Here is a 22,985-nt window from a genome sequence, read left to right as displayed (position 1 = left end):
CCGGCATGTATTGGCTTTCTGGAACGGCGTGCAGGATCAATGCTGGCCGACGTGCGGAAGTCGGAGAGGGGGCATCCCCCCTCTCCGAAGCAATGTCTACTGCGCGGCTTCGACAGCGTTGACCAGGTTAGCTGCAGCGGCCACGGCGTCGTATTCACCGTTGAAATGCGCGGTCACGACGTCATAGATCGCATTCTTGACGGCAGCCTTGTTGGCGTGGCCGTGAGCGATGGACCCCACCAGCGTACCATTGGACGAGGCTTCGGCCAGTTCGGCCATGCCCTGCTTGCCGCAGGCATCAAACGCGTCATTCGGAACGTCGGTGCGAGCCGGAACCGAACCCTTGACGACGTTGAACGCCGATTGGAAGCTGGGAGCCATAATCGAGCGAGCCATTTCGCCCTGGGCGGTTTGAGCGCCTGCCTCTGTTTGAGCGAACATCGCGAACTGGTCAGAGTTGAAGGCAACCATGCCCTGGCTGCCCGGAACGCGGAAGCACAGGAAGTCGGTGCCCGGTACCTTGTCAGCTTTCAGGAATTCGCCCTTGGCCCAGTCGCCCATGATCTGGAAAGCAGCTTCGTCGTTGATGACCATTGCCGAAGCCAGGTTCCAGTCGCGCCCCGAGAAGTTGTCGTCCACGAAGCTGCGCAGCGTGGCCATGCGGTTGAAGACCTCGACCATCTGTTCGGAACCCAGCGCTGCCGGGTCGAGGTCGATGAAGGCTTTCTTGTAGAAATCGACACCACCGACCGACAGTACGATGCCGTCAAACATGGTGGCTTCCTGCCAGGCCTGGCCGCCATGGGCGAGCGCAACCTTGCCGCTGTCCTTGACCGCCTGCATCGCAGCCACGAACTCTTCCCAAGTGGTCGGCTGGGCAATGCCAAGGCCATCCAGCACGGACTTGTTGGCCCAGACCCAGTTGGTCGAGTGCACGTTCACAGGGGCTGAAACCCAATTGCCATCAACCTTCGCAAAAGCCTGAAGAGCAGCAGGAACCACTGCATCCCAACCTTCCTCGGCGGCCACGGCGTTCAGGTTGGCAAGCTTTTTCTCGGCAGCCCAGTCCAAAATGTCGAAACCGAGCATCTGAACAGCGGTCGGTGCATCTCCTGCAGTGACGCGGGCGCGCAGGGTAGTCATGGCAGCTTCGCCGCCGCCACCTGCGACGGGCATATCAACCCAACCGATGGATTTGCCTGACAGATCCTCCTTAAGGACGTTCAGCGCAGCGGCTTCGCCGCCCGAGGTCCACCAGTGCAGAACTTCCACATCTTCTGCCGATGCCAGGCTGGTTGTGGCCAGCAGAGTTGCGACGATAATCGCTGATTTCTTTCCAAAGTATCCACGCATTGAGGTCTCCTCCCGTTGTTGCGTCGGTCTTGCCATCTCCCCGCAGGGTTTCAGGCCGTTTTCACCCAAGGTGCGCGCGTGCGGCCAACCCGCATCACAAGTGATTTCACCTCCAGGAATTCATCAAAGCCGTAACTTCCGATCTCCCGGCCTTGGCCGGATTGCTTGACGCCGCCAAAGGCGACTTCGGGAAAGCCGTCCATCCAGGTATTGGTCCAGACCGTGCCGGCCTGAACGCGGCGGCTGAAGTCGAGGCATGTATGGACATCATCGCACCAGATCCCGGCTGAAAGGCCGTAGGTGGCATCATTGGTCAACGCGATGGCTTCATCCAGTGTCCGGAATGTCAGAACTGCCAGAACGGGGCCGAAGACTTCCTCGCGGGCAATCGCCATATCGGGTGTCACGTCACGCATGACGGTTGGCTGGTAGAACTGGTCGCCTAGGCCCGGAACCATCAGGCTGGCGCCGCCCAGGCAAATCTCGGCACCGGCTTCGGCCGCCGCCTGCACGTAAGTATTGATCTTTTCCGCATGCTCCGGGGTCACGATGGCCCCGACCTGCGTTTCCGGGTTCAGCGGATTGCCAAAGGCGACCTGGCGTGAGAGCTCCACCACCCGCGCAACAAAGGCATCGGCGATGTCTTCATGCACAATGATGCGGCTGGACGAATTGCAGCACTGGCCCACGTTGAAATAGATGCCGAAGGTAACGGCGTCTGCTGCGCCTTCAAGATCGCAATTGGGGAAGATTACCTGGGGGTTTTTGCCCCCAAGTTCCAGCGCCACCTTCTTCAGGGTGTCGCCGGCGCTCTTGGTGATCATCTTGCCCACGGCAGTCGAACCGGTGAAGGTCACCATGTCCACGTCCGCGTGAGTGGTCATCAGGCTGCCAACCGGGTCGCCGAACCCGAGGACGATGTTGCACACCCCGGCCGGCAGGCCGGCCTCGACCAGGAAGCCGGCCAGCATCGCGGTGGTTGAAGGGGTCATCTCGGATGGCTTCACCACGCAGGTGCAGCCTGCTGCCAGCGCGAAAGGCAGCTTCTGGCTGAGAATCCAGAACGGAAAATTCCACGGGGTGATGATAGAGACCACGCCAATCGGCTCTTTCAGGATCACCGCCAGAATGTCGGCGCCAAGCGTGTTGTGGCTGTCGCCATGGCTGGTTCTGGCCAGCGAAGCGGCATAGCGCCACAAGTCCGCCGCGCCGCCGCATTCGCCGCGTGCCTGAGCGATCGGCTTGCCGCTTTCCAGCGTCTCGATCAGCGCCATCTGTTCAACGTTTGCTTCGATCAGGTCAGCGACCTTGTTCAGGATGGTGGCGCGCTCCTTGCCGGACATGCGGCTCCAGCGGCCATCGTCGAAAGCGGTGCGGGCAGCCGCGATCGCGACCTCAGCCTCGACTGCAGTCCCGAGGGCGGCTTGGCTGACGACCACGCCGTGCGAGGGCGAAATGCGGTTCGATTTCTGGCCGTCAAAACTGTCCTGGGAAACGCCATTGATGAAGTGGCGGGCCTGGTAGGCTTTGTTCGGCAAGGCAACCGTCTGGTCGGAGATGATGTTCATTTGATTCATGACTTACTGACCCGAAAAATCTGGTTTGCGCTTTTCGCGGAACGAGGCGACGCCTTCGTCCCGGTCGGCGGAGGCGGCGATGGCGGCGCTGCCCAGCGCCTCGACCATCGCGCCGCGATCCTCGCCCTGTGCGGCGTGGATCATGGACTTGGTGATTTCAACCGCGCGCGGCGAAAGGGCGATGGTGCGGTCCAGCAGCGTTTCGGCAAGGGCACGTGGATCATCGCCAACGGCCGCCACAAAGCCGCAGGCAAGCGCCCGGTCAGCCTTGATGCGCATGCCGAACAACGCCATTTCCTTGACCATCGGTTCCGGCAGCAGGCGCATCAGACGTTGCGTGCCAGACCATCCTGGAACTATGCCGACGCCAGCCTCTGGGAGGGCGAGGCTGGCGCCGGTTGCCATCACCCGCAGGTCGCAGGCAGCGGCAAGTTCCAGGCCGCCGCCAAAGGCGTGTCCGCTCAGAACCGCAATCGTCGGTTTGCCAAGACGCGCCAGCCGATCAAATATCCGGTGGCCGTCGCGCACCCAATGGCGGGCAAATTTGGCCGGGCTCAGATCGCCCCAGCCGTTGATATCGGCGCCGGTGCAGAAGGCGCGGTCGCCCGTAGCCGTCAGCATCACGGCCGCAATGGTGGTGTCGTGGTCAATCAAATCGAGATGGGCGGCAAGCTGTCCCAGCATCTCTACCGTGAAGGCGTTCATCTTGGCCGGATTGTCCAGGCAGAGTTCGGCCACCTTGCCGTTGCGGGTCAGATGGACGGCGCTCATTTGCCCCACCCCATGGGTGCGTCGGCCAGAAGCCATAGCGGCAAGGTGATGGCATCCGGCGCAAGCTGCACACGCCCGCCAGAAGCCGCAACGATATCGCGCGCCGGATCTATCCCGGGCATAATCTCAGTGGCGACCAGTCCGGTTTCGCTGAGCCGGATCACGCAGCGTTCGGTTACATAGAGCACGTCCTGGCCCAGTTGCCCCGCCCGCTTGCCCGAGAAGGTCACATGTTCAACGGCTTCGACCATCTTGGTGAACTTGCCGGGAGCGACAACCTTGATGCCCTCCGAGGTCAGTTCGATCTCAGCTCCGGCCTCGAACCAGCCCGAGAACACGACTTTCCTGGCACCCGACGTGATGTCGACAAAGCCACCGCATCCAGCCGTCAGATAGGGTTTCTTGCCCAGTTTGGAGACATTGACATTGCCTTCGGCGTCGACCTCCAGGAAGGACAGGAAGGAGACATCAAAACCGCCGCCCTGGAAATAGATGAACTGCTGCGGCGAGGGCACGAAGGCATCGGCATTGGAGGCGCAGCCGAAGGCAAAACCGGTCAACGGCATGCCGCCTACAGCGCCCTGTTCAATGACCCAGGTCACGGCTTCGGGATGGCCTTCTTCGAGCAGGATACGCGGCACCATCGCCGAGATGCCGAAGCCCAGATTGGCGGTCATGCCGGGCCGAAGCTCCATCGCCGCGCGCCGAGCAATGATTTTCTCGACGCCATGCTCAGCCAGCGTGAAGCTGTCCCATGGCCGCATGATTTGGCCGGAGATCGCCGGATCATAGGGTGTTTCGCAAGTTTGTTTCTGATCGTGGTCGATCACTACCAGATCAACCAGATGCCCAGGCACCCGCACATCATGCGGTCGCAGGGAGCCGCGCTTGGTCATACGGCTGACTTGTGCGATCACCAGGCCGCCATGATTGCGTACACAAATCGCTTGCTCCAGTCCGCCAAGATAAGCGCCCTCGTGTTCATAGGTGAGGTTGCCGTGCTCATCGGCCGTGGTGGCGCGCAGGAGGGCGACATTCGGGATGATGTTGGGGAAGTGCAGCCAGGTGTCACCGGCAAATTCCACCCGGCTGACGATGGGAGCGGTGGTAGCAAGCGCGTTCATGGCGCAGCCTTCGCGGATCGGGTCGACAAAAGTCTCCAGACCGACCTTGGTTAGCACGCCGGGACGGTTTGCTGCGGTTTCGCGGTTCATATCAAACAAGATGCCTGAGGGAACGTTGTAGGCAGCAACGCGGTTCTCGATGACCATCTTCCAGATTTCCGGCATCGGCTTGCTGGAGGGACCTGAGGGATAGGAGCCGCCGAGAATACGCGCCAGCAGCCCGTCCTTGGCAATGTGATCCACACCTTTGACGCCATACATGTCGCCAGCGGCAATCGGGTGGATTGTGGTGAGGTTGCTGGGGTGTCCTTCGGCATCGAAGCGTTCACCAATGGCCTTCAGGACAAGGTCGGGGCAGCCCAAAGCAGATGAAGAAGAGACCGTGACAACAGCTCCGTCAGGAATGCGGGCAACTGCTTCGGCGGCACTTGTCAGCTTGCTCATACGAGATCGTCCTGTTTGTGGGGGGCGAGAGCAGGTGTATGGGGAAGAAGGTTGAGCAGGAGCGTGCCGGTGTGTTCACAACGCTGAAATGCAGGTGCGCAGCTCCTGGCCAAGCCGATGCCAATTCCAATCGTACGATCCAAAACTTCCTCCCAGGATGCCATCAAATGGAACGTTCCAAATTCTTTTCCCACTGCTAATGGAACGTTCCAATTCTGTCAAATGGAATCTTTGCGACTGAAGCTTGCAGAGGATTTGCTGAGGAAGCGTTTCTTGGGTTTGCCTGATGTTATTGGGGCGCTTGAAGCAATTGGCCGGAAAATAGGATTCGGATGAACATCAGCGCGGGCAGTTCAGTTTCCGCGCCTGGTCTCGGTTTCAGTCAGATAATGAAAAATCTGCCCATCGAACAGGCCCGGCAGCACGCGTTGGGTTTCAGCACGGCTCGCCAACCGTTCTTGACTTTCAAGTGCTTTGTCAAGCGCGTGTTGATCGGGAAAATCCATGGCAAGGATCAATGGACATTCAGGTGCTGCATCGTCCTTGCCGTATCCGAAGCTGACGCGCACTTCACTAACCCCGGGATAGACCAGCCAGGTCGGCAGCAGATCTTCCATCACTACCTGCTTGAATTGATCGAATTGGCTGGGTGCAACGTGACCCTTAAACAACGCGTAGCGAGTGATCATTTGAGTTCCCTGGATGCTGGTTTTGAGATTGCTCGATATGGCGAACCATGAACGGTACGGATCCAAAGAGCTCGAACCGAAGGCCTAATTCGATATGCATTTCGGCGATGCAAATCAATCGGCAGCTATCCCCGACTGTTTCATGGTTTAAGGTGTCACATCTGAAAATGAAAGCAAGCGGGACTGGCCGTTGGGGTTGTCTCCTGATCAGTGCTCAATGCGTTTGATCGGGTGAACGCGAAGAATCCTAGGTCTGTTTCGAAAGTATCCGAAATGATGGATGGATGTGGATTTGTTGTGATTGGTCAGCGGGTTAGAGGCCCGATTAGGAGGGCAAGATAAAGGTTTGGCACCAAGGTCGGGTCAGTGCATTGTTTTCAAAAGGCTTTTTGATCCCATTCATTTTTCGTTGGTGTTTCAGGCGATTTAGGCGTTTGAAAATTCTGGCTAAATTTGGTGCCTGCTTTCTGACTTTGGATTGCAGCCCCTTCTGCGAGTTTGCATCGCCAAGCCTTCCGTCAAGGCGCGTTGCCCGCTTCGCGGCGCGCCGGTTGAAGCTGGCGCGGCCTTGACTGCGCGGCTTTGGGCGAAGCCTTGGGTGAGTAAGGCGCTGAAATCACCTCAAAGTAAGCTCAGCCAGGAAGTCTGTTTCAGAGAGCTGGGATTTGGTCTGCGCCTTGTGCAGGTCTTCCGGTTTCAGATGCGTGTAAGGTATCGATGGTGTTCCAGTCCTACTGGAGTAGCCCCCTGAAAGTGGTCCACCAACTGGGATAGGTTTGTCCCGTAATTGGAGGATCAGCGATGGCTGGGAAACGAGAGAAGCCCGAAGAGATCGTATCGAAGCTTCGGCAGGTAGAAGTGCTGCAAGGACAAGGAATGACGGTTGCGGAAGCCGTGCGCCAGATCGGCGTCACGCAGCAGACGTTCTACAGGTTGCGGAAGCTCTATGGCGGGATGGGCAGGTCTCAGCTTGCGCGACTGAAGGAACTGGAGAAAGAGAACCAGCGGCTGCGGCGGGCCGTGTCTGACCTGACGCTGGATAAGCTCATTCTGACCGAGGCGGCACGGGGAAACTTCTGAGCCCTTCACGTCGCCGCAAGTGCATCGACCATGTGCGGCAGGAGCTTGGCGTATCGGAACGCCGCGCCTGCCGCACGCTCGGGCAGCACCGGTCCACGCAACGCAAGGTGCCCCAGGGCCGGGCCGATGAAGAGCGGCTGACCGATGACATCATCGAACTGGCCGATCAATATGGGCGCTATGGCTACCGCATGGTCACCGGCATGCTGAACAATGCAGGCTGGCAGGTGAACCACAAGCGGGTCGAGCGCATCTGGCGACGTGAAGGGCTGAAGGTCCCGCAAAAGCAGAAGAAGAAAGGACGGCTCTGGCTGAACGATGGCTCCTGCGTGCGTCTGCGGCCTGAGCGGCCCAACCATGTCTGGTCCTATGACTTCGTGCAGGATCGCACCGCCGATGGTCGCGTCTATCGGACACTGAACATCATCGATGAATACACCAGGGAGGCGCTTATGATCCGCGTCGATCGCAAACTTAACTCAACCGACGTGCTGGACGCGCTGACGGACCTGTTCATCCTGCGCGGGCCACCGGAATATATAAGATCCGACAATGGCCCCGAGTTCATTGCTCAGAAGGTGCGGGATTGGATTGGAGCGGTCGGCGCTAAGACAGCCTACATTAAGCCCGGATCGCCATGGGCGAACGGATACTGCGAAAGCTTCAACGCCAGGTTCCGGGACGAGCTGCTCAACGGTGAAATCTTCTACAGCCTAAGAGAGGCACAAATCCTGATCGAAAAATGGCGCAACCACTACAACACGATCAGGCCGCACAGCGCTCTGGGCTACCGCCCACCCGCGCCGGAAAGCATCGTTCCGTTGGACCAGAGGCCAACGATGCACTAACAATCAAACCGGACCACCCGATGGGGGCACGCCAGAAAGAATTGGCTTCGCTAGCTTGGCCTCAGTTGGAGTGTGAGAACCGGCGGCAAGATGCTGCGAGGCAAACTTTAGCGCAAAAATTCTTTTTATGTCTGGACTTAAGTCCGATGATCGCAAGTGTAAAACGTGATGAAAAGTCGGGGGAGGATATACTTCGGTGTACGGACCAGCGATCGAACAATTGGAAAGACCCCCTGGCACTATCGCTTTTGGTGGTGACCTTTCTTTGCATTCGCGCTTTGCTGCGGCGGGCAGTATTGTCATGTTGATCGGTATGGTGATCCTTGGGTGGTGGACAAGTCGAGAGATCGAGGAATCCGTCGTGCGGAATTCGGCGATATCGACGGCTTTGTTCATGGAAAGCTTTGTTGCGCCACTCTCGCAGCAACTTGGCAGCAATGCGGCCCTGTCGCAGGATACCGAAGACACCCTCCGGGAGATTTTCGAAAAGCCGCCCCTTTCGGAACGCATTCTGTCGGTAAAGATTTGGCGCGATGGAGGCCTGGTCTCTTTTGCCACTGACCCCGGAATAGTCGGGCAACGGTTTGAGCCTAGTCCGCCTTTGGCAGCGGCTTGGCAAGGCGAGTTGAGCGCGGCATTCGATGATCTCAACGACCATGAGGATGCAGCGGAGCGTTCGCTGGATTTGCCACTGCTTGAAGTTTATAATCCGATCCATTCGATCTATACGGGCGAGATTATCGCCGTGGCCGAGTTCTATCAAATTGCAACCGAACTTGAACGGGATCTTCTGCGCGCTCGGCTGGAGGCATGGCTGCTGGTTGCTGGCGTGAGTATTTCCATGTTCGCACTGCTTTTTGGAATTGTCCGCAAAGGCAGCCATGTGATCGAGCGACAGAAGAAGGCCTTGCACATGCGGTATGAACAACTGTCCCGGTTTTCGGCCCAGAACGATGCCTTGCATCGCCGCATGCAAGCTGCGTCATCGGGTGTCAGTGAACTGAATGAACAGTATCTGAAACGGATCAGCGCAGAACTCCACGATGGCGCGGCGCAGTCCGTCGCCTTTGCATCTTTGCGTTTGGACGGGCTCCAGACCGACGCGTCGCAAGAGGTTGAGGCCTCGCGGATTAAAACGGCCTTGTCCGATGCCTTGTCGGAAATACGGAATGTGTGTCGCGGGTTGAGTTTGCCGGAAATCGATCAGAAAGACGTCTACGAGGTGATTAGCATGGCCGCTCAGGCCCATGAAAAGAGGACACAGACCACCGTGGAGCTGTTGTTTGAAGGCCAGCCGGGCAGGGGATTTGATAACGCGGCCCGCATCTGTATCTTTCGGTTCGTGCAGGAGGCACTGAACAACGCCTTTCGCCATGCGGACGGGGTTGGACAGAGGGTCCAAAGCCGCTTTGAATCTGGTCGCCTAACGGTCGCGGTCGTAGATCAGGGGCCGGGGTTTGATCCGCTTGAAAAACGAAAGAATGTTGGACTGGGCTTGCGTGGTTTGCGTGAGCGTGTCGAAAGCCAAGGCGGAACGTTCACGATTGATACGGCCCCTGGTAGAGGGACTCGGCTTGTCATGACGTTGGCCGAAACCGAAAAGAACAGCGATGAGTAATGTTTATACAATTGTCGTGGTTGATGACCATCCGCTGTTCCGGGAAGGCGTGGCAAGAAGCCTGAACGAGGCGGATTTCTTTGAAGTCGTGGGTGAGTGTGGGTGCGCGGAGGATGCCTTTGACCTTGTCGAAACGCATCTGCCCGACATTGTTTGCCTTGATATCTCTATGCCAGGGGGCGGCATAAACGCGGCGCGGCGAATCAACGCAACCTTCCCGACTGTCAAGATCGTGATGCTGACCGTTTCGGAGGCAGATGAGAACGTGAGTGATGCCTTGGAGGCGGGGGCCTCGGGTTACATCCTCAAGGGGATTGGTGCCGCACAGCTGGTCGAGGCCTTGTCCAGTGTTGCGTCTGGCCAATCTTATATCTCACCCGATCTCGCCGTGCGCCTTTTGACCGTGGCCACAAACAACACGACCAAAAAGCCAGAACACCCTATCGATAATCTGACCCGTAGGGAAGAGCAGATCCTTCAATTGGTGGCGAACGGGCTAAGCAACAAGGAAGTGGGCGCGGCACTTGATTTGCAGGAAAAAACCATCAAGCACTACATGACGAACATTCTGCAAAAGCTGCATGTTCGCAACCGTGTGGAAGCTGCGCTGCTTGCGCGCGACCGAGGTCTTTCTGATTCGGTCTGAGCCGTCGGGCAGGCCGGTTTCCGAGCCTGCCCACTGGGCGGCTCATGCTATTTTGCTTGTGGCAAGTTTCTACTTGGGACTAAGGTCCTAACTCTCCGGCATATCGTCAGACCTTCGGTGGCGAATGGTCCGAAAAAAGACCGGACTGTCGCCGATACGCAGGCCGCCCCATCGACTGTCAAATGGTTACGTCGCAGCCAACGCGCACGTGTCCAGGAGAAAGTCATGAACGTTCAACTTGTTTCGACCCAGCCGCCGAAAATGCCAAACCCCACAAAAATCGAGTCGGAAGTCCGCAGCTATTGCAGGAACTTCACAACAACATTCGTCAGCGCTTTGGGCAGCCATATGGTTGCGTCGAACGGTCGGAAATACATCGACTTTCTGGCTGGCTGCTCGGCTTTGAACTATGGTCACAACGACCCCGACCTGGTTGACTGCCTGAAGGAGTATATCGGCTTTAACGGCGTGACGCTTGGCCTTGATCTTCATACGCAGGCCAAGGAAGGTTTTATCGAAACCTTCGCGCACAAGATACTTCGCCCGCGTTCCCTTTCTTATCGGTTACAATTTGCAGGGCCGACTGGGACCAATGCCGTAGAGGCCGCAATGAAGCTGGTGCGCAAAGTCACTGGCCGCTCGCAGATTGTTGCATTCACCGGCGGGTTTCACGGGGTTTCGCTTGGCTCTTTGGCAGCAACAGGAAATTCGCATCACCGTGCGGGAGCCCATGTGCCATTGACGAATGTCATGCGCGCGCATTTCGATGGCTTCTTCGGCGTGCACATCGATACGGCTGATCTGCTCGACAGATCGCTTAGCGATCCCTCAAGCGGTTTCGACAAGCCTGCTGCGTTCCTTTTGGAAACGGTTCAGGGCGAGGGCGGCTTAAACGCCGCGTCAAAGGACTGGGTGCGCAGTATTGCAGAGGTTGCGCGCAAGCATGGTGCGCTCCTGATCGTTGACGACATTCAGGCGGGCTGCGGTCGCACCGGCAGCTTCTTCAGCTTCGAAGAGTTCGGGATCGAGCCGGACATTATCACATTGTCCAAGTCATTGTCGGGCATTGGTCTTCCAATGTCTCTGGTTTTGATGAAACCGGAATATGATCAATGGCTGCCGGGCGAACACAACGGGACGTTCCGCGGCAATTGCATGGCCTTTGTGACGGCTGCCGAGACGATCCGGAAATTCTGGTCAAACGGCAACCTGACGGCAGACGTCAAGCGTCGTGGGCAGTTAGTCTATCAAACTCTCTGGAGCCTGGCGAGGCTTACGCCCGAGTACCGGGTCAAGGGACGGGGCATGTTCTTGGGGCTGGACGTAGGTACGGGCGAGCGCGCCTCGGCGATCTCCAAGCGTTGTTTTGAAAACGGCCTGATCATCGAAACGTCAGGCTCTTATGGTGAAGTGGTCAAGGTTTTGGCCCCGTTGACCACCCCGGACGAAGTTCTCAGCCAAGGTCTTGCGATCCTGTCAGACGCCGTTGAGGCCGAGACCCGGAGACTGTCATGATCGGAACGCTTCTTAGGTCCCGCAAGGCGCGGGTGCCGGCACATGTCGAGGATTTTCAACCCTCATGGCGACTTGATCAGGGCCCTTCTGGCAAAGGTTATGTCCTGGTCAGTGATGGGGATGGATATGACCTGACAACGGCGCCGGCACGTCTGCACCTTGCCTTTGACAGGGTCTGCAAAAGCATGGGCCGAGACGCCGGGCGGCAGGTCGCTGTCGACTATGGCGAAGCGTCGTACAGCTATTCAGATCTCCAGTCCCGGGCCAATCGCATGGCGAGGTTCCTGCAATCCCGGGGGGTCGGTCGCGGCAGTATCGTGGCTTTGCTATTGGAGCGGTCGATTGATCTTTACGCCACGGTTCTTGCGCTGTCCAAACTCGAAGCGGCCTTTGTCCCGCTCGACGCTGCGTTTCCGATGGATCGGATCGCATTCATTCTTGAGGATAGCGCGGTCGATGCCGTGGTGACGCTTAGCCAATACGAAGCGCTGGTTTCATCGGAAAAGATGCTCGTTCTGGCTTTGGATTCGCATTTTCCCGAGATTTCAAAGTGCTCGGCGCGGTCATTTGCACCCGCGTCGGGGCAGGGCGACCCCCTTGCCTATGTGATCTACACCTCGGGGACAACCGGGAAGCCTAAAGGCGTTCCAATCCGACAGTCTCAGATCAGCACTTTCCTGGATGTCGCGGCGACCCACTATGGCTACCGACCCACTGACCGGGTTTATCAGAGCCTTACCGTTGCGTTCGACTATTCGTTCGAGGAAATCTGGGTGCCGCTTTTGAGCAGAGCCACGCTTGTTCCCGCGCCGCCCGAGGGCAAGTTGGTTGGCGATGATCTGCATAGCTTTCTTGTTGAGTACCGCGTTACGGCGATGTGCGCTGTGCCAACGCTTCTAGGCACAATCAAGTCTGAGCTGCCGCTTTTGCGCTTGTTGATTGTCTCTGGGGAGGCCTGCCCGCAGGACCTGATCCAGCCGTGGTTCGCAGACGGGCGGCGCATTCTGAATGTCTATGGTCCGACCGAGACGACTGTGACCGCGACCTGGTCAGTTCTTAAGCCTGGCAAACCAATAACAATTGGCGGACCTTTGCCGACATATTCCGTTCTGGTGATTGATCCCGATACAGGCGAAGCCCTGGGAGAGGGAATTCCCGGCGAGGTCTGCATCGCCGGCCCCGCCGTTTTCGATGGGTATGTAAACCGTCCCGATCAAACAGCGAAGGCGCTTAGCCCAGATACCTACGGACTTGCCGACAATCCAGGCGGCTGCATCTATCACACAGGCGATCTTGGCCGTTTCACAGAGGCGGGCGAGATAAAGTATCTGGGGCGCATCGACACACAGGTCAAGATCCGCGGCTATCGCATTGAGCTTGGCGAGATCGAGGCCCTGGCCCGTGGGGTTCCCGGCGTCGGTCAGGCTGTTGTCGAGCCGCAAACGCCAGAGGGACAGGATAAGGCTCTTGTCGCGTACCTTACGTCCGATCAACCGGGTGGGACAGTCGACGTGGATGCCGTGGACGCGGTGCTGCGAGCCGCGCTGCCAGATTATATGGTGCCCGTCTTCTACGAGCGTTTGGAAAGCATTCCCATGCTTGCAAGCGACAAGGTCGATCGCAGAGCCCTGCCCAAACCGTCGATGACTCGCTTCGTTGCCAATGCAGTTGAGGTGGTTGAACCGCGTACGGAGATGGAAGCCGAGCTGGCGCATCTTTTGGCCAATACTCTGGATTTGGAAAGTGTCTCGGTCGAGGCGGATTTCTTTGATGAGCTTGGTGCGGACTCTTTGAAACTTGCCAGTTACGTGACCACCATTCGCAAACAGCTTGGCATTCGCCGCATCACCATGCGCAAGCTTTATGAGCATACGACCATAGCTGATTTGGCGATCGAGCTGGACAGGCTGAGTGATGATGCCCGGCCTAAAAAGACCAGGTCTGAGAAAGTGTCGCCATATGGGGCGCAGATGAAGGTGGTGTCCCAACCGACAAAACGGACCAGCGACGCGCATGCGGCTGAGCGGCATATCCCGTCTCTTGCAGCCCGCATAGCTACAGGTTTCGCGCAATCTGTCATTTACGCGGCTTCGATCTTTGCGGTCACATACGGTGCGGTCCTGGGGTACGAGTGGGCTGTCGTCGCGACCGGCATGCTCGATCTTTACATTCGCACGGTGATCGCCGCGGCAGGGCTTTTCATTGGTACTTCCCTCGGCCTGATCGCGGTCAAATGGATCGCTGTCGGGCGGTTTACGACAGAGCCCATCCGTGTTTACAGCCTTGGCTACCTGAGGTTTTGGACAGCACAACGCGCAATCCGCTCGAACCCACTTGTCCTGTTTATTGGAACGCCAGTTTACTCAGTGTTTCTGCGTCTGCTTGGCATGCAGGTTGGTCGCGATACGGTGATCATGTCGCTGCCCCCGGTCTGTACGGACCTGATTTCGGTCGGCTCGAACACCGTCATACGGCAAGATGCCGTTTTCCAGGGGTACACATCCGACAACGGCTATATCTATCCGGGTCGGGTCAGCATCGGCTCGGGCGTTCTTTTGTGTGAAGCGACTGTTCTTGATATCAACACCGAGATCGGCGATGGCAGCCAACTTGGCACGACCTCGGCTCTGCTTCAGGGGCAAATGATCCCGTCAGGTGAGGTCTGGCAAGGCTCTCCGGCGGAGCCTAGCTCTTCAAATTTTAACCGTGTCATACCACGGTCGGTTTCGAGGCTTCGTATACTGAGCTTCACTTCAACGAGCCTGTTGGTCCTGTTCCTTGTAAGCTTGCCGTCGACGACCATCTTGGCCATGCTTGTGGCCAACTTAGGTCTGGGGATGACAAGCACATCGTTCGGTGCGGGCGTGATGGGCGCCTTGGCTAGCTTGGGCTTGGCGGCAGCGCAGATCTATTTCGGGGGACTGTTGGCCGCTATTGCGGTGATCCTCAGCGTCCCGCGGCTCTTGAACCTGTTCGTCGCGCCCGAAGTGTCGCACCCGCTTTATGGTCTGCAATATGAGCTGTCCCGAACCATTGCGCGGCTCAGCAACAACCGCCTGCTCAATACACTCTTCGGTGACAGCTCCATGATTGTTCATTGGCTGTCCCTTGTGGGCTATGATCTGTCGAAATCCACTCAGAACGGATCCAATTTCGGGGTGGATCAGCGGCACCATTCACCGTTTTTGTGCTCCTTTGGCCGCAACACCTTGGTTTCGGACGGTCTGCTGATGATGAACATGGAAACCTCGGCCACGGCGTTTCGCCTGCGACAGGTCTCCATGCCCCCTGACACGTATGTGGGGAATGTCGTGCATTATCCGGCGGATTCGAAACTTGGGCCGAATTGCCTGATTGCGACCAAGGCCGCGATCCCGATCGACGGGCCGGAGCGGCGTGAAGTGGGCCTGCTCGGTTCGCCCGCTTTCGAGATCCCGCGTTCCGTCGTACGCGATCGCAGGTTCGACCATTTCAAGATGCCAGGCATTTTTGAAGCGCGTCTGCGCATGAAGTTGCGCTCGAACCTGGTGACCTTGGGCCTTTACCTGTTGCGCTCGTGGTTGTTGACGGCCATTGGCCTTGGTCTTGTCCTTTTGGGGTTCGCGGTCTTCGGGTCGGCCACAGCGGTCTTCACATCTCTTGCGTTGACCGCCGCGGGTGTCGCGTTCGTTTTCGTCGGGGCCGTGTTTTCGATCTTGTGCGAACGGATTGTCAGCAGGTTCAAACGCTTAGAGCCGCAATATTGCTCGCTATATGATCCGAAATTCTGGGCGCATGAACGGTTCTGGAAGCTGAACTACAATGCCTTCCTCGTGGTCTTCAACGGCACCCCAATGAAACCCTTCTTCCTCAGGTTGCAGGGTATGTTGGTTGGCCGTGGGGTCTTTGACGATGGCGCTGGCATGACCGAGCCCAGCCTGACCGAAATCGGCGATGGCACGACCCTGAACTACCGGTCTGTCCTGCAATGCCACTCGCTGGAGGATGGCACGTTCAAGTCCGATCGCATCCGGCTTGGCCGGCGCTGCACCGTCGGTGTTGGGGGCTTTGTCCACTACGGGGCCGAAATGCAGCAGGGTGGATCACTCGATGCCGACGCCTTCTTGATGAAAGGTACGTTGGTCGAAGAGGGAACACGGTGGATTGGCAACCCGGCCCGGGACGTAACCGGAAAAGATATCGCAGTAAGCATGAAGAAAGGAGCGCTGCAATGACACAGCCGATCGAGAAAGTCTCAATGCCCTCGGTGGAGAAATTCGTTGAAACGTACATTCGCGGAAACCAGCCCGTGGTTGTAACTGGATTGGATTTCGATGCAGACGAATGGAAGCCCGACGCGTTGACCCGGCGGATTGGCGATCTGACCGCACTGGTGTACGGCTCGCTTTTCGAACTCGATGATGTTCAGACGCTGGAGGATTACGTCGACACCTGGTTTGGTCTTGATGGCGATATGGAAGACGACACGCCTTATATCCGCTGGTACAATAAGTTGCGCGATGTCGAATTTGCCTGGGGCGACGAGGCATTTGCCCGCGTTGCCTCTGCTTGGCGAAGACCCCAATGTCTGCCCGGAAACGAATTGGTCGTGCCTGTGAGTGGCGCCGGGGCAGGGACCGATCCTGTTTTGGACGCCTTCCCGTACAGGGGCCTTCTGGTGGCAGCGCGCGGGGCGCGCACACGCATGCACCGCGATCCCTTCTGCAGTGATGCTGTGGTCTGCCAGTTCTACGGCACCAAGGAGGCCGCGCTCTATCGGCCAGAGCGGGCGGCGGAATTGAGCAAGGCAAAGGATGGCTCTTCCTTCGGCGGCTTCATCGACGTCCGCGAGGACCAGATCGATGCGCTTTCGGTTGAACCCGATTTTCATGGCATCGTCGAGCCCGGTGAGATGATCTACATCCCGAACGGGTGGCTGCACGACGTTCTGGCCATCGAGGACTCGGTCTCGATCACCTGGAATTTCGTGCATCAGCGCGGGTCGGCAAAGTTCCAAGAATATCTGAACGGTGCATGGGAAAGCGACTCCGAATTCGAGATCCTGCAGTATTTCCATCGCGCCACCGGCAATCCAGCCCTTTCCGCGTCCGAAATTGCCAAGCTTCATTTCGCGACAACCTGAACCCCGAGGCCGGAGACGGTTTGATCATGGAAACGTCGCGGATACAGGGGAAAGGCGACGGGCTCGCGCACAACGCAACAGTGCTAGAGCGCCCAATGTCCTGCGTTGGCTTCCCAAAAGGGCGCGCCGACTTTGAATTGAAGACAAACCATGTGGTTTTGCGTTGGTTGGCGATCGGCGGGCTTGATGATATGCAGCAGACGCAATTGGCCGGGCTTCTGTCTGAAACGGAACAAGCCAAAGCGGCCCGGTTTCATGACGCGTCCCACAGACGAACATATGTGGCTGCCCATGCCCTTCTCCGAGGGATGCTGGCGCATGTGACCGGTCGGGATCCAAGAGAATTGCAGTTCACCCATGGACCGAACGGCAAACCTGAGCCGGTTTGCCCGCCGGGCATTGCACGTGTCTGCATCAACCTGAGCCACACTCACGATCTGGCGGCCGTTGCGATGACGCTGGATCGGGAGGTCGGCGTTGATATCGAATGGATCGCGCGCGCCGCCCCCTTCGAGGTCATGGAACGCTTCTTTGCGCCGTCCGAGCGTGCCGATGTCATCGCAGCGCCGCCGTCGCTGCGTTCGATGCGGTTCTATGATTTCTGGACAATGAAGGAAGCATACATGAAAGCGACCGGGCAAGGCTTTTCATTGGATCCCGTCAGTTTCGCAGTGGCGCTGACCCCAGCATGCCTGCAACGGCAGCCTTCTGGTCAGACTATTCCCACGCCTTATTTCTTTCAGAGGTTTTCTGTGTCGCCGGGCCATGTCGGCGCTATCGCATTGGAGGGGGCCGAGCCGGTTACCGTAGACGCGGGCGCCGCCAGACTGCCATGGCTAGGGGAGTTCGTTGCGACATGACGCAGGGTTTATCCCGGATAGAGCGCAAGTGCATCAGTTCAAGGTGGTGGTCGGCCCAGCTTCCACCTGCGGCCATGCGCCGACACTATGGAAATGCCCCGCAGGGTTATCGGCAGACAATTGCAGGCTGCGCCCAGAAAACCGAGCCGCCCATTTTGGTTCTGGGTGCTATGGAAGATGTTTGGAGCGGGTGATGTTACCTTTATACAACGAAGATACCTTAGTTTTTGATTAAATGAACATATTCTGCACGCCGAAACACAGTCGGGCTTTTGCTGACGAGAAGCCGGTTTGGCGAGAAACAGTTATCGGGACGCGAGTTCAGCCAGAAACTCAGTTTCCGATGGTTGCGGTTTGGTCTGCTCCTTGTGCAGGTCTTCTGGCTTGAGATGAGTGTACCGACGCAGCATCTTCCAATCTTTGTGGCCAGTCACCAGGGCGACGCGTTCGATTGAAAGGCCAGCCTCGAACAGCCTGCTCGTAGCTTCGTGGCGAAGGTCGTGGAATCTGAGGTCCTCGATTCCCAGGTGCTTTCGCGCGCGCCTGAAAGCTGTTCCCACGGATTTGGAGTGATACGGAAAACATCGGCCGATTCCGCCGGTCAGTACTTTCTGCTCCAGAAGCAACTGCCAAGCATCAATCCCGGTCAAGTTCAGCAAAGGAACCTTTTGGTGGTTGCCTTCCTTGTTGCGCGGGTCCTTCCTGTTCCTGATCGTCACCACACGTTTGGACAGATCGACATCAGACCATTCGATCTTGCAGACCTCCTCCTGCCGCATGGCGGTGGCGATTGCGAAACGGACGATCCGGCCCATGGGGATGATCATGTTGGTCTTGTTGTCGAAGTAGCCGAGCAGGGCATCGATTTCGTCTTCGGTCGGGCGTCTGTCGCGTTCGTGTGACCTGCCCACGAGGCCAAGGCGGGCTAGGGCGGTACGCGCCAGGCGAATGCTCTCTGTGTCCACATGGACGCCATGGACCGCAGCGGCATGGGTCAGAACCGTGCGGAGATAGGAAAGATCTACCGCCAACGTTACCGGGCCGGCGCCTTCTGCGGCGCGCTGCTTGCCGTATTGGATAAGCCGGGCACGGTCCAGTCGATCAATCCGAACAGTGCCCAGGTCCCGCTTGAGTGCTTCCATAACGGCCATCTTGGAGCGGCGAATTGCACGACCGACCTCCTTAAGGTCTTCAAGGTGGAGGTCTACCAAAGCTCCGACCGTCTGCGCCCTGCGTCCCGATTGCCTTTTTGGTTCGCCGCCGATGTCAATCAGGTGCTCTATATCGCGAACCCATTCATGGGCTTGTGTCTTGAGACGAAACGTATTGGATACATATTTTCCCTTCCGTCTGACTTGAGCTCGCCAATGTCCCTGCCGAGTCTTGAAGATTGTGGCCATGTCGTGCACTCCCTTGTGAGCGTGCAAAAAACGTGCACATAGCGATCAAAACGGGTACAAAAGCGTGCAAATTCGTCCATTTGAGTGCACGCCGTTCATGAAATGATCTCCTTGCAATGTATCACAAATCATTGAAAAATAAAGAGAAAATCTTCGCAATCGCCCCCATGATGGATTGGACGGACCGGCATTGCCGGTTTCTCCATCGGCAGTTGACGCGGCATGCTCTGCTTTACACCGAGATGGTTGTAGCGGACGCAGCGATCCATGGTGATCGTGAGCGGCTGTTGGGGTTTGACGCGGTCGAGCATCCGGTGGCGCTTCAGCTTGGCGGGTCCGATCCGCAGAAGCTGGCCGAGGCGGTGCGGATCGCTGGCGGGTTCGGTTATGATGAAATCAATCTCAATGTCGGCTGCCCGTCCGACCGGGTTCAGTCGGGCACTTTTGGTGCCTGCCTGATGCGCGAACCGGATCTTGTGGCGCGCTGCATCGCGGCCATGAAAGCCGCCAGCGGTGATGTGCCGGTCACCGTCAAATGCCGCATTGGTGTGGATGAGCAGGATCCCGAAATCGCCCTTTCGGCGCTGACTGAAGCGGTCATTCAGGTTGGAGCGGATGCGATCTGGGTGCATGCGCGCAAGGCCTGGCTTGAAGGTCTGTCGCCCAAGGAGAACCGTGATGTTCCGCCGCTGGATTATGATCGGGTGTATCGGCTCAAGCAGGATTATCCCAATGTCTTCATCGGTTTAAACGGTGGTGTTGAAGATCTGAATCAGGCGCTTGAGCATTTGAATCATGTTGACGGGGTCATGATCGGCCGCGCCGCCTACCACAATGCACAGATGCTTACGGGGGTTGACCGGCTGATCTATGGTGATGACGTTGCAGCTGTGGATTGGCGCGCGGTGTGTGAGGCCATGATGGCTCATGCGGATGCGCATGTCGCTTCCGGCGGACGGCTCAATCATGTCACACGGCATATGGTCGGACTGTTTCAGGGGGTGCGTGGCGCGCGGCGGTTCCGGCAGATCCTGTCCACTGAAAGCACGAAGCCGGGTGCCGGACCGGACGTCATTGCAAGAGCTTTTGACGAGATCGATTTCAACGACTTGGCCGTAGCAGCCTGATCGTTTGTCGCATGATAGGATCACCTGACAGGGTATGAAAATGGTGGCGAAAGCAGTTCGTGCCTACCCAATTCTCGGCGCGCTGGTTGCGCAGATCGCGGCCGGCCTGATCGTCCTGGCCGGTGGCATGGTGCTTGCCGGTTGGGTGGGCGAGTCGGCGTTCAATGTGCAGATCCTGTTCTGGGGTGGGCTTGCGGCGCAATGCATCGCTGCTGCCCTGTTGTCCTGGCTGATCGGTCTTCCGGTCTGGTGGATCTGGATCGGGTTTTGCTTTCCCGCCGCTCTCACCCTCGCGCTCGATGCAGGTGATTTGCCAGCCTTGCCGTTTGGGGTGGCGTTTGTTGCGCTTTATCTCTTCTTCTCCAACACCGCGCGGGAGCGGGTACCGCTTTATCTCAGCAACAAGAGAACCGCGGATGCGCTTTTGTCGTTGATGCGGCAGCGTGGTGGAACGCGGTTTATCGATCTTGGTTCTGGCCTTGGTGGCGTGGTGCGCGCGCTTGATGGTGAGGGCAGGGTTGCGCGTGGCGTTGAAACCGCGCCGATGGTCTGGCTGTTGTCTGCGGTCCTGTCGAGATTGACCGGCCGCGGCCGGATCCTGCGGCAGGACATCTGGTCCACGGGCCTGGCGCAGGAAGACCTGGTCTATGCCTTCCTGTCGACCGAACCGATGCCGGCACTCTATGAAAAAGCCAAGGCCGAGATGAAGCCTGGCAGTCTGCTGGTGTCCAACAGCTTTCCGGTGCCGGGCGTTGAACCGGATGAAGTCTGGGAGCTGCCGGACCGGCGCAAGACCAAATTGTATTTGTACAAGATGGGTGATCCAAAATCCGGGCGCAAAAAGAAGCCGGGAAAGCGGAACCAGGCCTGATTCGACAAACGTGCAACGCGACGTCTTGTTGCTCGCTGTTGAGTGTCTCCTGTGAGGCTTTGCGCGCGCTCACCCTGCCGTCCTGACGCTGGGACCTATTCGGCAGGCAGCGGCGTGGGTTTGCCGTCCGAATCGAGCGCGACCATCACGAACAGCCCGTTGGTCACCTTGTCCATCTTTGGCGAGAGGTAGCGTTGCGCCCAGGCTTCGACCAGCAAGGTCATGGAGGTCCGGCCGGTCTTGACGATGTCGGTGTAGATGCACAGCGTGTCACCGATCTTGACCGGCATGGCGAATGACATCTCGTTGACCGCAGCGGTGACCACGCGTCCCCGGGCGCGCTCGGCGGCGCGGATGCCGCAGGCAAGGTCCATCTGCGCCATCACCCAGCCGCCGAAAATATCGCCCGCGGCATTGGCGTCGGCAGGCATTGCCAGGGTTCGCAATGTCAGTTCACCGGTCGGTTTGCTCATATCTGTCTCCTTGCCTTGCCCTTCCTGTTTAAAGCGGCAGGGCGGCTGCGCCTAGACGGTTGTTGCCCGAAAGCTGGGGATGGCCCGAAGGCGGGGATGAGAGCCGGCCGGCGGTTGTGAGCGGGTGCGGCTCCGCCTTGAAATTGCCCCAGTTGTTAACCGCCAGCGTCAGGCTTCCTTTACCCTTCCATGCGATTGTCATGGTCTGTCTGGGGTGAATGGAGCCATCCATGTTGTATTGCGTTTCCGGATCGCGCCGCGTCCGGCTGGTGGCCATGAGTATTGTGTTGGCTGCCGCCGGCGTCGGTGCTGGCTGTTCGGGTGAGGGCGGGCTGGTGCCTCCCGGCGATGTGCTTGAGCTCTCGCAGAGTGCTCCCGTCATGCGTGTTGAACCGGCCGCGCCCTTCATTCCTCAGACGATATCGCCGGTGTCGTCTTCGTCTGCGATATCCTCTCCCAACGAGACGGCCTTCATTTCCTCAGCGCCCTCGGGTCCGGACATGCCGGCTCAGAATGTGCTGGCCTATCCTGTATCGGATGGCGTGGACATGACTGGTATTACGGCGGCATTGCCCGAAGGCAATTCGAACCAGCCTGTCGTCACCGGTATCGGCACCGACCAGCCACAGCTTGTTGCAATTCCGAGCTTTGAAGAGCTCGAAGCGGCGGGCACGCCCGATCGTGTTCAGATCACACCGATCGAGCCTGCGCGGGTTGAGAGTGAACCTGTTGTGGTCGAAGAGAAGCCACGCCAGCTGGCCGGTCTTTTGCCCCGCATATCCAACCCGATGGCCAAGCCCGAATGGGCGGGAGGAATGCCTGCCTCTGAGAAGGCTTGCCGCAAGCGGCTCAAGCGGTTGGGTGTCACCTACCGGGATCTGCCGCCGATCAGCAATGGTCCGGGCTGCTCCATTCCCCACCCGATCGAATTGACCAAACTGTCGGGCGGCATCGAGATCAAGCCTGCGGCCAAGCTCAATTGCGCCATCACGGATGCCTTCGCCCAATGGGTAAAGAAGGAACTCGCACCCGCTGCAAGGCTGCGATATGTCTCGGGTGTGCGTTCGATCCACCAGATGTCTGCCTATTCCTGCCGCACGATGAACTCCAAGCGTGGTGCGCCCATGTCGGAACATGCTTCGGGCAATGCCATCGACATCGGCAAGATCACACTGAACAACGGCAAGGCTATCAAGGTGCGCAAGCCGGGTCTTTTCTCGTTTCGTGAAAAGAGCCTGCTCAACACGGTTCGCGCTGACAGCTGCAAATATTTCACCACCGTGCTGGGGCCAGGCAGCGACGTACACCACAAGGATCATTTCCACTTTGATCTCAGGACCCGCAAGACCAGTTATCGTCACTGCGATTTGTAGAAAAATGGCCGGACAAGCCGACCCAAGTCCCGCTCAGGCTGATGGGGCGTGATCCCGAGCGGGGGTAGAAGCCTCCGGTCCGGTCGTGCGGGGG

General features: G+C 58.2%; 17 protein-coding genes. 10 read left to right on the top strand and 7 right to left on the bottom strand.

The window, feature by feature from the left end; genetic code table 11:
• Nucleotides 1–96: 96 nt before the first annotated feature.
• The 5 genes from HPDFL43_RS13135 to HPDFL43_RS13115 form a co-directional block, all read right to left on the bottom strand.
• Nucleotides 97–1,353, bottom strand: coding sequence for an ABC transporter substrate-binding protein (locus HPDFL43_RS13135; RefSeq protein ID WP_007197842.1), 1,257 nt, complete (start codon nt 1,351–1,353; stop codon nt 97–99).
• Nucleotides 1,354–1,403: 50 nt separating this feature from the next.
• Nucleotides 1,404–2,921 (bottom strand): aldehyde dehydrogenase family protein, encoded by a 1,518-nt coding sequence (locus HPDFL43_RS13130; RefSeq protein ID WP_040450190.1) that lies wholly within the window; start codon nt 2,919–2,921, stop codon nt 1,404–1,406.
• A gap of 12 nt (nt 2,922–2,933) precedes the next feature.
• Entirely contained in the window at nt 2,934–3,701 is a 768-nt protein-coding gene (locus HPDFL43_RS13125) for an enoyl-CoA hydratase/isomerase family protein (RefSeq protein ID WP_007197840.1), read from the bottom strand.
• A complete protein-coding gene (locus HPDFL43_RS13120) occupies nt 3,698–5,269 on the bottom strand; it encodes an acyl CoA:acetate/3-ketoacid CoA transferase (protein ID WP_007197839.1) in 1,572 nt (523 codons plus the stop codon). Before HPDFL43_RS13120 ends, HPDFL43_RS13125 begins: the two co-directional genes overlap by 4 nt.
• A gap of 353 nt (nt 5,270–5,622) precedes the next feature.
• Nucleotides 5,623–5,958, bottom strand: a complete 336-nt coding sequence (locus HPDFL43_RS13115; protein ID WP_040449230.1) for a hypothetical protein — start codon at nt 5,956–5,958, stop codon at nt 5,623–5,625.
• An 801-nt stretch (nt 5,959–6,759) separates the two neighbouring features.
• Here HPDFL43_RS13115 and HPDFL43_RS13105 point away from each other — a divergent pair.
• From HPDFL43_RS13105 to HPDFL43_RS21420, 7 genes are all read left to right on the top strand, one after another.
• Nucleotides 6,760–7,886 (top strand): IS3 family transposase gene (locus HPDFL43_RS13105; RefSeq protein ID WP_156970276.1). Its coding sequence is split into 2 segments (ribosomal slippage): nt 6,760–7,024 and nt 7,024–7,886, totalling 1,128 coding nucleotides; the frame shifts between segments, so codons are not numbered across the junction.
• Nucleotides 7,887–8,082: 196 nt separating this feature from the next.
• Nucleotides 8,083–9,504, top strand: coding sequence for a sensor histidine kinase (locus tag HPDFL43_RS13100; RefSeq protein ID WP_156970275.1), 1,422 nt, complete (start codon nt 8,083–8,085; stop codon nt 9,502–9,504).
• Nucleotides 9,497–10,150: a response regulator gene (locus HPDFL43_RS13095; RefSeq protein ID WP_007197833.1), complete on the top strand. Its 654-nt coding sequence runs from the start codon at nt 9,497–9,499 to the stop codon at nt 10,148–10,150. The genes HPDFL43_RS13100 and HPDFL43_RS13095 overlap by 8 nt, the downstream gene beginning before the upstream one ends.
• A 261-nt stretch (nt 10,151–10,411) precedes the next feature.
• Nucleotides 10,412–11,665: a diaminobutyrate--2-oxoglutarate transaminase gene (gene ectB / locus HPDFL43_RS13090; RefSeq protein ID WP_084594657.1), complete on the top strand. Its 1,254-nt coding sequence runs from the start codon at nt 10,412–10,414 to the stop codon at nt 11,663–11,665.
• A complete protein-coding gene (locus tag HPDFL43_RS13085; RefSeq protein WP_007197831.1) occupies nt 11,662–15,879 on the top strand; it encodes a Pls/PosA family non-ribosomal peptide synthetase in 4,218 nt (1,405 codons plus the stop codon). The genes ectB and HPDFL43_RS13085 overlap by 4 nt, the downstream gene beginning before the upstream one ends.
• Nucleotides 15,876–16,787: a cupin-like domain-containing protein gene (locus HPDFL43_RS13080; RefSeq protein WP_007197830.1), complete on the top strand. Its 912-nt coding sequence runs from the start codon at nt 15,876–15,878 to the stop codon at nt 16,785–16,787. Before HPDFL43_RS13085 ends, HPDFL43_RS13080 begins: the two co-directional genes overlap by 4 nt.
• 26 nt (nt 16,788–16,813) lie before the next feature.
• Nucleotides 16,814–17,647 (top strand): 4'-phosphopantetheinyl transferase family protein, encoded by an 834-nt coding sequence (locus HPDFL43_RS21420; RefSeq protein WP_007197829.1) that lies wholly within the window; start codon nt 16,814–16,816, stop codon nt 17,645–17,647.
• Between the two features lie 305 nt (nt 17,648–17,952).
• Here the strand turns inward: HPDFL43_RS21420 and HPDFL43_RS13070 are convergent, their stop codons facing one another.
• Entirely contained in the window at nt 17,953–19,047 is a 1,095-nt protein-coding gene (locus HPDFL43_RS13070; protein ID WP_007197828.1) for a site-specific integrase, read from the bottom strand.
• Between the two features lie 116 nt (nt 19,048–19,163).
• Here HPDFL43_RS13070 and dusA point away from each other — a divergent pair, with 116 nt between their 5' ends.
• Nucleotides 19,164–20,174: a tRNA dihydrouridine(20/20a) synthase DusA gene (gene dusA / locus HPDFL43_RS13065; protein ID WP_007197827.1), complete on the top strand. Its 1,011-nt coding sequence runs from the start codon at nt 19,164–19,166 to the stop codon at nt 20,172–20,174.
• Between the two features lie 40 nt (nt 20,175–20,214).
• Nucleotides 20,215–21,045, top strand: a complete 831-nt coding sequence (locus HPDFL43_RS13060; protein WP_156970273.1) for a class I SAM-dependent methyltransferase — start codon at nt 20,215–20,217, stop codon at nt 21,043–21,045.
• A 95-nt stretch (nt 21,046–21,140) separates the two neighbouring features.
• Here the strand turns inward: HPDFL43_RS13060 and HPDFL43_RS13055 are convergent, their stop codons facing one another.
• Nucleotides 21,141–21,518: an acyl-CoA thioesterase gene (locus HPDFL43_RS13055; RefSeq protein ID WP_007197825.1), complete on the bottom strand. Its 378-nt coding sequence runs from the start codon at nt 21,516–21,518 to the stop codon at nt 21,141–21,143.
• 230 nt (nt 21,519–21,748) lie between these two features.
• Here HPDFL43_RS13055 and HPDFL43_RS13050 point away from each other — a divergent pair, with 230 nt between their 5' ends.
• Nucleotides 21,749–22,891, top strand: coding sequence for an extensin-like domain-containing protein (locus tag HPDFL43_RS13050; RefSeq protein ID WP_245271049.1), 1,143 nt, complete (start codon nt 21,749–21,751; stop codon nt 22,889–22,891).
• The last annotated feature ends 94 nt before the right edge of the window (nt 22,892–22,985 follow it).

This window comes from Hoeflea phototrophica DFL-43, from assembly GCF_000154705.2.
Lineage (GTDB): Bacteria > Pseudomonadota > Alphaproteobacteria > Rhizobiales > Rhizobiaceae > Hoeflea > Hoeflea phototrophica.
Note: the sequence above shows the minus strand (reverse complement) of the source record. Positions and strands in the feature narration are given on the sequence as shown.